This window comes from Algivirga pacifica, assembly GCF_039543525.1.
Taxonomy (GTDB): Bacteria; Bacteroidota; Bacteroidia; order Cytophagales; family Flammeovirgaceae; genus Algivirga; species Algivirga pacifica.
Window position 1 is genome coordinate 45,821 of record NZ_BAABJX010000026.1, and the last position, 12,162, is coordinate 57,982.

Below are 12,162 nucleotides of genomic sequence, written 5' to 3' on the forward strand. Positions count from 1 at the left end.
TTTTAGACCTCTTTTTCTTTCACCTTATAATACGCCGCAGCAATCAACCCTCCATTAAATCCTATCCCCAATAGAATAATCGCCGCTATCCATACTCTTTCCAATATAGAAGATTGCTTTAATACAAAAGGATAGGAGTTCACATCAAAAAGAAAAAACATTAATACAACTAACCCAAAATATAGAAAGAACAATGCCACGGATACGAATATGGTTGTCAACAAAGGCAATCGTTGGAACATCGCACTTCCTAAAAAGGCTAAATTGATACCTGTCCAGAAAACTACGCCCAGCAACATGGCCGACCATGGCTTCATAAATTCCTCCATATGCTTAAACAGTTCAATTTGATCCAATACCTCCCAGCCATAAAAGTTGATATCCTGCAATAAATTAGCATGCAACCATCCTTCAACCATATAGGTCATCAAAAATAAGAAGGGAAAAACAATCACAAACAATAGTATCCGAGTCAGGTATTCCAAAACAAACTTCTCAAATGCGGAAGCCGGTAACATCAGGTAAGGAATGGTCTTTTCTTTAGAGCGAAAAGCCGGAAAAGCATAACCAATGTAAATCAATCCTAAAATCACAAACAGTGTGATAAATATTTCCAGCAAATGCTTTCCTTCCAAGGCTCGTCTCATTCCCAAGGGAGATTGCATCACCAAAAATAAAATAAACAGTGCACCACAAAATCCGGCGATCCCCTTAAAAAAAGCCTTTCGATTTAAGAAGTACGTTTGCTGCGCCAGCAACTTGAAACGGGTAGCACTAAAAAAGTCATTAGTTGTTTTCATGATCTAACTTATTCGGGTTTTTCATTAACGCATTGAATAATAACTCCAAGTCAACTGGAGTATCCATTTTTTGATTAGGGGTAATTACTTTGTAACCTCCCACACTTTCCTCGCTATACAGCACTTCCCTTCCCTCTAAAGAAGGTACCAGGGCAAAGGCGAGCTCTTTGCTGAGCTGATACATACCCTTATGGTAAACTACCTTACCTTCGTCCAATACCACTACCTGATCAATCAAGCTTTCAATATCATTGATCTGATGTGTACTAAGCAAAAGCAATTGATCGTCATTCATCGTCCCTGCCATCAATTTCTTGAAGGCTTTTTTGGATGGAATATCTAGCCCATTAGTCGGTTCATCCATGATGATCAAACGACATCTACTGGCTAGGGCAAAAGCAATCATAAACTTCTTTTTCTGTCCATAGGAAAGCTTTTTCAAGTGAGTGCCGATCGACAACTCAAATACTCTTAAGCTCTCTTCCAGTAAGTTCAGATCAAAATTTGGGTAGAATGGGCTATAAGCCTGAATATATTCCTGAATACTAAGCGAAGGGGTTTCAGGTTCTTCAGGAAGAAGGAATACTTCTTGTAAAAAAGAAGGGACTCGTGCGGAAGGAGTATATCCTAAAACGCTTAAGGTGCCTTCTTGAGGAGACAAAAGCCCTGCTATCATTTTCATCAAGCTACTTTTCCCTGCTCCATTTTTTCCTAAGACTCCTACAATACTCCCTTCATGAAGGGATAAGTTGAGATTATTAAACAATATGGTCTTGCTACTATAAGCAAAACCTAGTTTCTGGAGTTGTATCATTTTACTTAGTGATTTAGTGTACTACTTAACTAATACAGTATAAATGTAAGTTAAAACGAATCTATTATCCAAACTAAATTCTTATTTAAAATAAAAAACCAAACAAAAACCGCATTAACACAATGCATAGCGAAGTATGACTGTCTATCATCTATAGTAAATCACTTATCGTTTGGATAGAACTAACGCAAACGACAATCACAATGCCTTTCAATAAAAAAACTTGTCAACTTTTAGTCATGACACTCCAATAATCAGGTTGAAATCTCATAAATTAAACCTAATCGCCCATCACTAACCACCGATCACCTAATGGCAAACGAAGAGAACCCAAATAAAAAATCACGACTGGAACGAAAGGTCATCGAAGACCCCACAAAAATAGAAGACAAGAGTGTTCGGAGTATATGGCAACGTATACTTGACGAAATCAGGGAGTCATTTGAACTCACCCAAAACGTAGACTATGAAGCAACCATTAAATCCATAGAGGGAAGTGTCAAGTATCGTGGATATAATATCTGGGTATTGATGTGTTCTATTGTCGTGGCCTCTGTCGGATTGAATAACAATTCTCCGGCGGTAATTATTGGTGCCATGTTGATTTCCCCTTTGATGGGACCTATACGGGGAATTGGACTAGGGTTAGGATTAATTGACTTTGGGCTAATTGCGATCTCTTTAAAAAACTTCTTAAAGATGACCATTGTGAGCTTGATGGTTTCTTTCCTTTATTTTCTCATTTCACCGATTGAACGGGAAACTCCTGAACTGTTGAATCGAACATTTCCTACTACCTTAGATATCTTAGTTGCTTTTTTTGGAGGACTAGCAGGAATCATCGCCGCCACCCGGGGAGAGCGGGGTACAGTGGTACCAGGTGTGGCGATTGCTACCGCTTTAATGCCACCCTTGTGTACTGCTGGCTATGGAATGGCTTCCGCAAAATGGTCCTACTTCTTTGGGGCTATGTATTTATTCTTACTCAACTCCCTGTTTATTTGTATATCCACTGTAGGGATTATACGTTTAATGAAGTTTCCTACCCGACAATTTATTGATCCCAAAGTAGAGAAGAAAGTCAAAAACTACCTCCTATTGGGAACAGTAATCATTATTATTCCCTCCGGTATTCTTTTCTATCGATTGGTAAAAGAAAGCCTCTTCTTAAATAATAGTGAGAATTTTTATTTGGAAGTCATCAAGCCTTCAGTCACTGATGAAAACATCAAGCTTAACTTTAACAGTAAGTATATCAACCCAGATTCCACTTACATGGAATTGGATGTCACCCATGGTTCCATTGATGATCGCACAATCGCTACCTGGAAAAACCAGACACAACGTTATCATTTAGAACAAACCACTTTTAGAATCTTTCATCGACAATTTCGCTTTCGGGACTTTCAACATATCGATAGTTTAATCCAGCAAGTACCTGAGTCCGAAAAGGGGGATGCTCTAGTGTTTTATCGTAATCAAGTAGATTCCTTGGAAACGCTCTTAAAACAAAAAGAAATTGATCAATGGAATATTTCACCTCTGAAAGAAGGTTTAAGAATTGACTACCCCGACTTACAAAAGATGGCTTTCGGTAAAGAAATCACAGAGGACATACAACTCCATCGGGATACCCTGTACATCTTAACGCTTCATTGGAAAAGGAAGCTCTCGAGACAGGAGCTAAAAGTAATCCGCATGAATATTCGTCTAAAAACCATGTTGCATTTACAGCAAAATGGTATTTACCCTGATTCCTTGGTTATTAAGATCAAATAATATAAAAGGCGACCACGTGGGGTCGCCCCTACCTTGTACTTTAATACCAAATTCCCTGCTTTTTACACCCTCACCTTAACAAGTGGATAGGATAATATTATATCCTGCTAGAATGGTGAAAATATCTTCCTTAGTCTCCCTATACATTTGTCATATGCTTATACTGTTGGAGAGCAAATGGAGAGCTATTCTGTGCTAATCTCATTTCTCTACTGACCATATACTAACCATGTAGTAAATTGATAAGAGGTAAAATAAAGGTAAGAAGTAAAAGATAGTAGATCTCTAAGGCTATCCTTTCAAAAGGTAATGATCCCTAATCTTCGCTTTGTATTCACTTGGTTTTTGCTTGCCTACCTTAAGCTCTTCAGCAGTGTAAGCTCTTTTGGATTTCTATTTCATACTTAAAAACGATCATAAGAAATGACAATCAATTGGAAAGGGGTATACCCAGCTGTAACCACAAAATTTACAGAAAACGACACATTAGATTTAGCGCTATTCAAGAAGAATATCGATGCGCAATTAGAAGCAGGTGTTGATGGAATTATCCTTGGTGGTACCCTAGGAGAAGCCAGTACACTGACCGAAGAAGAAAAATCTACCCTTGTTCGCACAACCGTTGCTCACGTAGCAGGTAAAGTTCCTGTAATTATCAATATCGCAGAGCAAACTACTAAAGGAGCAATTGCTGCGGCTGCTAAAGCAAAAGAAGACGGTGCTAGTGGCTTGATGCTATTACCTCCTATGCGATACGCTGCTACTGATTATGAAACAGTTGCTTACTTTGCTGAGATCGCCAAGAGTACAGACCTTCCGATCATGATCTATAACAACCCGGTTGACTACAAGACATTGGTTACACTGGATATGTTTGAGGAGCTGACTCAATACGAGAATATACAAGCAGTAAAAGAGTCTACCCGTGACTTGTCTAATGTAACGCGCATGAAAAACCGTTTTGGTGATCGTTTCCAGATTCTTTCAGGCGTAGATACACTTGCCTTGGAAAGCCTTGCCATGGGAGCTGACGGATGGGTTGCCGGACTGGTATGTGCTTTCCCTAGGGAAACTGTTACTATTTTCCAATTGGCCAAAGCAGGACGTATGGAGGAAGCGCTTGCGATCTATCGTTGGTTCTTACCACTATTGGAACTGGATATCAATGCTCAACTCGTACAAAATATTAAGCTAGCAGAAGTAGCTGTTGGACTAGGCTCTGAGACTGTAAGAGCTCCTAGACTTCCGCTTATCGGTACTGAACGCAAACGTGTCCTTAAAGTGATTGAGGATAGTCTGGCTTCTCGACCAGCTTTACCTGAGGTAGAAGTTTATCAATAGTTTTATCGGTTATCAGTTATCAGTTATCAGTTATCAGTTATCAGTTATCAGTTATCAGTTATCAGTTATCAGTTAAGAAAGTTATTTAAACGATAAGCGATAAACAATAACCGATAACCACTCTTACCACCACAGCATTTCTTCTCTTCCGAAGACATCAATGCTCTTGATCATTTTTAGGCTGAATGTTTTTCTTGTAGAGGACTGAATAGTAAGAAGAGAAAGTGACTGTGGTGGTTACTACGCACCAATTTATTCAAAAATATTCCTGATTATGCACGGTAAAAATATTATCGGCGGTACTTTATCCGCTCAAGGTACAACAACTTGCCAAAGTATCAACCCTGCTACGGGCACTACTTTACCCACACGTTTTTTTGCAGCCACGACTGAAGAAGTAGAACAAACGATGTCTTTAGCGGCTAACGCATTCATTACTTACAAACAAACTTCACAAGACCAAAGAGCAGACTTTCTGGAAGCTATTGCGGAGGAATTATTGGTGCTGGGGGATGAGCTGGTACAACAGGCTGCTCAGGAATCCGGGCTCCCTCAAGGGCGGATTGAGGGAGAGAGAGGTAGAACCGTCAATCAATTACGCTTGTTCGCTACCCTACTTCGGGAAGGCTCCTGGTGTGAAGCTGTGATTGAAACAGCTCAACCGGAAAGAACTCCCGTCCCTAAACCTGATCACCGTACCATGCTCCGCCCCCTTGGTCCTGTAGTTGTATTTACGGCCAGCAACTTTCCTTTGGCATTCTCTACGGCTGGAGGCGATACGGCCTCGGCATTAGCTGCAGGAAACCCTGTAGTTGTGAAAGCTCATGAAGCACACTTAGGTACCAATGAATTGGTATCTACAGCAATCATAAATGCTGCTGAAAAAACCAATATGCCTCAAGGGGTTTTCTCTTCCCTAAACGCTCAAGGCTATAGCGTAGGAGAGCAGTTAGTGAAGCACCCTGAAACCAAAGCGGTAACCTTTACCGGTTCCACTCGAGGGGGGCAAGCATTAATGAAAATCGCTACTGAACGTCCTGTTCCCATTCCGGTATTTGCCGAAATGGGCAGTATCAACCCGGTACTATTACTTCCCGAGAAGCTTAATCTGGAAGTCAAAGAAATTGCACAAACGTATGCCGCTTCCATCACATTAGGAGCAGGACAATTCTGTACCAATCCAGGCTTATTAATCGGACTGGACTCTATGGAGCTGGACTTGTTTACCTCTGAACTCAAAGAGGCTATTGAGGATAGTACACCACAAGTCATGCTCACTGACGGCATTCTAAAAGCCTATGAAAATGGAAAAGAAACCGTTCTTTCTTCCACAGGAGTCAGCCCAATAGCTAGTTCACAACAAGAGTTACCAAAAGGTGCTGGTCAGCCTGCTATAGCTATGATCTCCGGAGAAGACTTTATCAACAATACATTAGCCCAAGAAGAAGTGTTTGGTGCATTTTCTTTGGTCATAAAATGTAAAAACCGCCTAGAACTAAAATTGGTATTACATGCACTGAAGGGACAGCTTACAGGGACTATCATGGGTACCAATGAAGATGTGAAGATCTTTGAGAACGAAATCGATATCCTGCAAGAAAAGGTGGGACGCTTGATCTTTAACAATGTTCCTACAGGTGTAGAGGTAAGTCATGCCATGCAACACGGAGGACCATTTCCTGCAGCGTCAGATAGTCGATTTACTTCCGTAGGTACTGCGGCTATCAAGCGATTTGTTCGCCCTATATGTTATCAAAACTGTCCAGAGTCCTACCTTCCTGAAGAACTTAAGGATGCAAATCCATTAGGTATCTGGCGAAAGGTAGACGGACAAATGAGTAAAGTGTCTATAGTTGAATTAGTAGGTTAGGTAATTATTAATACAGGGATTTGTATAGTAGAGACGCCCTATTAGGGCGCCTCTACATTGTATTATTATGGAAATTATTAGTCAACGAGAAGTTCAGGAAAACCTCCCCTTCAATCTCCTTATTCCTGCATTGAGGGAAGCCTTTAAAACTCAGCGTATAGAAGTACCTTTAAGGCATCATCATTTTTTCCAAGGTGTATCGGGGAAAGAGGTCTCTACCTTGTTACTTATGCCTGCCTGGCAGACCAATCAGGATGTAGGCGTAAAAGTAGTGACCGTATCTCCTCATAATAGCAAGTTTCAGCTCCCTTCTATACAAGGAGTTTACTTTTTGCTGGATGCAGTCACTGGACAACCAAAAGCCTTAATTGATGCTCCTAGTCTTACGGCTAAAAGAACAGCAGCTGCCTCTGCCCTTGCGGCTTCTTTTCTTTCCCGAGAAGATAGTCGTACCCTGCTGATGATCGGAACCGGTGTACTCGCACCTGAACTAATACAAGCACATTGCAGTATAAGGCCTATTGAAAAAGTTTATATCTGGGGGAGAAGTTATGAGAAAGCAAAAAAGATTGCCCATACTCTTGAGGATAAGATCACTGCTTCCATTGAACCCATTGAAGACTACACAACCATCATCTCCGATGTTGATATTGTGAGTTGCGCTACATTAAGTAGTACTCCACTTGTATTTGGAGAGCAATTAAGAGAAGGGCAACATATTGATCTTGTGGGGGCCTATAAGCCCAACATGCGAGAAGCTGACAATGCCGTTCTATGGCAGTCCAGCATTTTTGTAGACACCCTGGAAGGCGCAAGCAAAGAAACCGGTGATCTGGCAATACCACTAGCTGAAGGCAGTATTACCCCTAATGATATTCTAGCTGAATTAACCACACTCTGTAAAGGAGAACATATGGGCAGGACTTCCTCCAAGGAGATTACGGTATTCAAATCCGTAGGACATGCACTGGAAGATCTTGTCGCTGCACAACTTATTACGAAACAATTGGGCATTAGCCCTGCTACAAACCATGCCATAAATCAACATGAATAGAAAATCTTTTTTTTGTATCGATGCACATACCTGTGGTAACCCAGTAAGGGTAGTTGCAGGAGGAGGCCCTCTTCTGAAAGGAAAAAATATGAGTGAAAAAAGGCAGCACTTCCTCAAGGAATTTGACTGGATCCGAAAAGGCCTCATGTTTGAACCAAGGGGACATGATATGATGTCTGGCAGTATTCTCTTCCCTCCTTCCGATCCGGAAAACGATATGGGAATATTGTTTATTGAAACCAGTGGCTGTCTTCCTATGTGTGGACACGGTACGATTGGCACGGTAACCATTGCTATTGAAGAAGGATTGATCACTCCCAAAGTTCCGGGGCAGCTTCGACTGGAAACCCCCGCAGGACTCGTCAAAGTGTCCTATGAACAGGAAGGAAAAAAGGTCACCTCTGTACAACTGACCAATATCGCCTCTTACCTTGCTGCTACCGATATAGAAATAGAAACAGAAGAACTAGGCCTCCTGCGTATGGATGTCGCTTATGGAGGAAATTTCTATGCCATCGTAGACCCTCAGGAAAACTTCAAAGGCATTCAGGATTACTCTGCCGATCAGTTGATTCGATGGAGTCGGGAGATCCGTAATAAAGTAAATGAAAAGTATGTCTTTGTTCACCCTCAGGACGAAACCATCAATGGGTTAAGTCACCTCTTATGGACCGGAGCTACTTTATCTCCTGAAGCTACTGCTCGCAATGCCGTATTCTATGGCGATAAAGCCATCGACCGTTCTCCTTGTGGAACGGGTACTTCAGCCCGTATGGCACAATGGTACACCAAAGGACAACTCAAACCCGGTGAACAATTTATCCATGAAAGTATTATAGGCTCTCAGTTTATTGGGCGTATAGAGGAAGAGGCTTCTTTGGATGGCCTTCCTGCCATTATTCCTAGCATAGAGGGATGGGCACAAGTGACAGGATATAATCATATCATCATTGATGAAAATGATCCATATGCACACGGTTTTCAGGTAATATAGTTGAGTTATGAGTTATGAGTTATGAGTTATGAGTTATGAGTTATGAGTTATGAGTTATGAGTTATGAGTTATGAGTTATGAGTTATGAGTTATGAGTTATGAGTTATGGCTTCAAAAATAAGTTCGTCTATTTGAACTATAGATCAAGTATAATATTAAAAACTTACCATCGAACACAATAACCAATAGTTTTTACAGCACTCATAATTCATAACTGTTCACTGCTCACTGCTCACTGCTCACTGTTCACTGCTCACTGTTCATTGATAATTGAAAATTCCTCATTAGTAATTAAAAATTGTATGAATGTAACTGTAATTGGTGGAGGAATCATTGGATTATCTACTGCCTATTATCTATCCAAAGAAGGTTGTCAGGTAACTGTTCTGGAGCAAGGTAAAGTATTGGATGGTTGCTCTTTTGGGAATGCTGGAATGATCGTTCCCAGTCATATTATTCCATTAGCTGCACCCGGGATGATTTCTAAAGGTATACGTTGGATGTTTAATGCCCGCAGTCCTTTTTATGTCCGTCCAAGAATCAGTCCTACCCTGTTTAAATGGGGACTTCATTTCTATAAGGCAGCCAACCATACCCATGTATCCAACGCGATCCCTTTGCTTAGAGACTTGAGTCTCTTCAGTAAATCTTTATATCAGGAATTAATGGATGACTTACAGCTTCCATTACAGCACAAGGGATTACTGATGCTTTATAAAACAGACCATATGGAAGAAGAAGAAGGTGAAGCGGCACTCTTGGCTCAAAAAGCAGGGCTAGAAGCGCAAATCCTTTCGGCTTCAGAAGTAGCCACTTTGGAAAATAACTGTACCACTGATGTGAAGGGGGCTGTTTACTACCCGGGAGATGCTCACCTTAATCCAGCCGAAGTATTACAGCAATTATATACCAACTTACTAGCTAAGGGAGTAAAAATCCTAGAAAACACTACGGTCACACAGTTTGTCCAAAAAGGTAATAAGATACAAGGAGTAATCACCAATCAAGGAATGATTGATGCTGATGAGGTCGTCGTTGCCACAGGAGCATGGGCAGGGGATTTGGTTGAACAACTAGGACTAAACCTACCTATGCAAGCCGGAAAAGGCTATAGTATTACACAGGAGAATGTTAAAAATAATCTTAGTATTCCTTCTATCCTCACAGAAGCAAAAGTCGCGATGACGCCTATGGGGAACTCACTTCGCATTGCCGGTACCATGGAGATTGCTGGCGTTGACTTCTCTGTAAACACTAAAAGAGTGGAAGGCATCGTACAGGCAGTAGAAAAATACTATCCACAGCACCAAGCTCAGATTCCAGAGGATAAAACTAAAATATGGAAAGGATTACGCCCTTGTTCTCCTGACGGCCTTCCATATATTGGTAGAAGTAATAAGTTTACTAATGTAAGTATCGCTGCAGGGCATGCGATGATGGGGGTCAGCTTGGCACCTGCTACCGGTAAATTAATTGCAGAGCTACTTACGGAACAAAAAGGGAGTTTGTCACTGGAAGGCTTTTCCCCAAATCGTTATGAGAGAAAAGCACAGTTGATTGCGGCAGTGTGATATGTAGGTGGGGTTTATCAGTAATTATTGATAACTGATAAACCCAAAATGATCCTTTGGTCATAAACTGCAAAGTCAAAGAGCGATATCATACTATCGTATGATCTCTGAACTCTTTGACTAGATAGTCCTTTTCAACTTTCACTGATAACTGAAAAAATGAGCATTTACCATAAAATACAAACACAAACTTCCTTCGTCCCTCCAGAAGGATGGCTTCAAGTTCAGAGTATTGATATGCATACCGGAGGGGAACCGCTAAGAGTGATTATCGGAGGGCTTCCCAAATTAGAAGGAAACAATATCTTGGAATACCGTCAGGATATGAAAAACCGACACGACTCCCTCCGAAAAGCATTGATGTGGGAACCTAGAGGGCATGCCGATATGTATGGTTGTGTTCTACTTCCACCCAATACAGATGAGGCCGACTTCGGTGTTCTTTTTATCCATAACGAAGGGTATTCTACCATGTGTGGGCATGCCGTTATTGCCCTTACTAAACTAGCTGTAGAGATGGGATGGAAAGAAAAAACATTCCCTGAGACACATCTTCGTATTGATGCGCCTTGCGGAAGGATTGATAGCTATGCTCGATTGGACGATCATGGAAAAGTAACCGACTGCTATTTTTATTGTGTTCCTTCCTTTACTCTTGCCTTAAACCAAGAAGTACAGGTAAAAGGAATTGGTAATGTCCCTTATGATATTTCTTATGGAGGTGCTTTTTATGCTTATGTCGATGCCGATCATTTAGGTATTTCCATGGCTGAGGAAAATCACAATGAATTAATTGAAAAAGGCAGGGCTATCAAGCATGCTGTAATGGAACAAGTGAAGGTAAAACACCCTTTTGAAGAAGATCTAAGCTTCCTATATGGAACAATCTTTATGGGTAAGCCTGAGGACTCCTCCACAGCAAACAGTCGAAATGTATGTATTTTCGCTGATGGAGAAGTAGATCGCTCCCCTACAGGATCTGGTGTCGCAGGAAGGATGGCCCTTCATTATGCCAAAGGAGAGTTATCCGAATCCGAAAGCTTAACCATCGAAAGCATTACCGGAAGCCAGTTCAAAGGAAGTATCAAGGAAGTGATTCCTTATGGTCCTTACCAAAATGCGGTGATTCCTAAGGTAGAAGGTACAGCCTATATTACAGGAATGCATACTTTTTTAATTGATCCGGACGACCCTTTTAAGGAAGGATTCTTATTACGATAAAAAAACAGGCACATTAGTAACGTGCCTGTTTCATCTCTCATCATTTACTACTTTCTGTATTCCCCTTTTACAGTTTCTTTCTGCTGAGCGAGTGGTTGAGGCAGGTACTTTAACACCACCAAAATGTGCTGCTTCTCCTCCAGTGTCAACTCACTTATATAAACATTATTTTTTTGATGCTTAAGAGCAATATGGCTCTTGTCTTTAAATAAGAGCGTAGGATCCAATATCAATTCTTTACACGAACAGTCCATACACCCTCTCTTACTCACCACCTCTTCCTCCACCTGAAATAATTGCTTTCCTTCATCCTGCGCCAATACTGGTAATGCTCCGATGATCATTCCTAAAAAGGCGATTCCTCCAATAATCTTTTTCATATGCCCTCATTTTTTAAGTGATCCTATCCCCTCTACTGTTTCTTTCTACAACCAAGGTAGAGATTACGGTTTCCTCAAAGAGTGACCTATATGGTGGGAAATGATGATTGTAATCAAATTTTCAATAGACTTTATCACGGTTAGTTTCGTATGGGTAGAAAATATGCTCCTAGTTCAAGAGTTCAGTATTGATAGGAGGGACGACTATCAATACGCTCTTGGACTAGCGCAGTACGCATTAGACTTGACTGAGGTAGTAAACCGCTTGGTCCAAGAGCAATTCCGTACTCGTACCTCGTTCGGAATTTGAACTCTTGAACCAGTTCAGCTAACATTGA

The 12,162-nt window shown here is 41.1% G+C and carries 10 protein-coding genes; 7 read left to right on the plus strand and 3 right to left on the minus strand.

Features of this window, described 5'->3' with window-relative positions; translation table 11 throughout:
• Positions 1–2: 2 nt before the first annotated feature.
• Both ABD985_RS08805 and ABD985_RS08810 read right to left on the minus strand, forming a co-directional pair.
• Positions 3–800, minus strand: coding sequence for a hypothetical protein (locus ABD985_RS08805; RefSeq protein WP_345370994.1), 798 nt, complete (start codon positions 798–800; stop codon positions 3–5).
• Entirely contained in the window at positions 787–1,614 is an 828-nt protein-coding gene (locus tag ABD985_RS08810; RefSeq protein ID WP_345370996.1) for an ABC transporter ATP-binding protein, read from the minus strand. The genes ABD985_RS08805 and ABD985_RS08810 overlap by 14 nt, the downstream gene beginning before the upstream one ends.
• A 312-nt stretch (positions 1,615–1,926) precedes the next feature.
• Here ABD985_RS08810 and ABD985_RS08815 point away from each other — a divergent pair, with 312 nt between their 5' ends.
• The 7 genes from ABD985_RS08815 to ABD985_RS08845 all read left to right on the plus strand — a co-directional run bounded on the left by ABD985_RS08815 (position 1,927) and on the right by ABD985_RS08845 (position 11,444).
• A complete protein-coding gene (locus ABD985_RS08815) occupies positions 1,927–3,393 on the plus strand; it encodes a DUF389 domain-containing protein (RefSeq protein WP_345370998.1) in 1,467 nt (488 codons plus the stop codon).
• A gap of 429 nt (positions 3,394–3,822) precedes the next feature.
• Positions 3,823–4,734: a dihydrodipicolinate synthase family protein gene (locus ABD985_RS08820; protein WP_345371098.1), complete on the plus strand. Its 912-nt coding sequence runs from the start codon at positions 3,823–3,825 to the stop codon at positions 4,732–4,734.
• Between the two features lie 274 nt (positions 4,735–5,008).
• Complete coding sequence (locus ABD985_RS08825; protein ID WP_345370999.1) at positions 5,009–6,604, plus strand: aldehyde dehydrogenase (NADP(+)); 1,596 nt, start codon at positions 5,009–5,011, stop codon at positions 6,602–6,604.
• Positions 6,605–6,671: 67 nt separating this feature from the next.
• Positions 6,672–7,658 carry a bifunctional Delta(1)-pyrroline-2-carboxylate/Delta(1)-piperideine-2-carboxylate reductase gene (lhpI, locus tag ABD985_RS08830; RefSeq protein ID WP_345371001.1) on the plus strand — a complete coding sequence of 329 codons (987 nt, stop codon included), beginning with the start codon at positions 6,672–6,674 and terminating at the stop codon, positions 7,656–7,658.
• Positions 7,651–8,652, plus strand: coding sequence for a 4-hydroxyproline epimerase (locus ABD985_RS08835; RefSeq protein ID WP_345371003.1), 1,002 nt, complete (start codon positions 7,651–7,653; stop codon positions 8,650–8,652). Before lhpI ends, ABD985_RS08835 begins: the two co-directional genes overlap by 8 nt.
• Positions 8,653–8,954: 302 nt before the next feature.
• Positions 8,955–10,223 (plus strand): NAD(P)/FAD-dependent oxidoreductase, encoded by a 1,269-nt coding sequence (locus ABD985_RS08840; RefSeq protein ID WP_345371005.1) that lies wholly within the window; start codon positions 8,955–8,957, stop codon positions 10,221–10,223.
• A gap of 159 nt (positions 10,224–10,382) precedes the next feature.
• Positions 10,383–11,444 (plus strand): proline racemase family protein, encoded by a 1,062-nt coding sequence (locus ABD985_RS08845; protein WP_345371006.1) that lies wholly within the window; start codon positions 10,383–10,385, stop codon positions 11,442–11,444.
• A gap of 47 nt (positions 11,445–11,491) precedes the next feature.
• Here the strand turns inward: ABD985_RS08845 and ABD985_RS08850 are convergent, their stop codons facing one another.
• Positions 11,492–11,824 (minus strand): hypothetical protein, encoded by a 333-nt coding sequence (locus ABD985_RS08850; protein WP_345371007.1) that lies wholly within the window; start codon positions 11,822–11,824, stop codon positions 11,492–11,494.
• Positions 11,825–12,162 lie beyond the last annotated feature (338 nt).

What these genes read in the sequence shown, in the direction of transcription:
- ABD985_RS08805 (WP_345370994.1), bottom strand. Translation starts at nt 800, where the DNA reads ATGAAAACAACTAATGACTTTTTTAGTGCTACCCGTTTCAAGTTGCTG.
- ABD985_RS08810 (WP_345370996.1), bottom strand. Translation starts at nt 1,614, where the DNA reads ATGATACAACTCCAGAAACTAGGTTTTGCTTATAGTAGCAAGACCATA.
- ABD985_RS08815 (WP_345370998.1), top strand. Translation starts at nt 1,927, where the DNA reads ATGGCAAACGAAGAGAACCCAAATAAAAAATCACGACTGGAACGAAAG.
- ABD985_RS08825 (WP_345370999.1), top strand. Translation starts at nt 5,009, where the DNA reads ATGCACGGTAAAAATATTATCGGCGGTACTTTATCCGCTCAAGGTACA.
- lhpI (WP_345371001.1), top strand. Translation starts at nt 6,672, where the DNA reads ATGGAAATTATTAGTCAACGAGAAGTTCAGGAAAACCTCCCCTTCAAT.
- ABD985_RS08835 (WP_345371003.1), top strand. Translation starts at nt 7,651, where the DNA reads ATGAATAGAAAATCTTTTTTTTGTATCGATGCACATACCTGTGGTAAC.
- ABD985_RS08840 (WP_345371005.1), top strand. Translation starts at nt 8,955, where the DNA reads ATGAATGTAACTGTAATTGGTGGAGGAATCATTGGATTATCTACTGCC.
- ABD985_RS08845 (WP_345371006.1), top strand. Translation starts at nt 10,383, where the DNA reads ATGAGCATTTACCATAAAATACAAACACAAACTTCCTTCGTCCCTCCA.
- ABD985_RS08850 (WP_345371007.1), bottom strand. Translation starts at nt 11,824, where the DNA reads ATGAAAAAGATTATTGGAGGAATCGCCTTTTTAGGAATGATCATCGGA.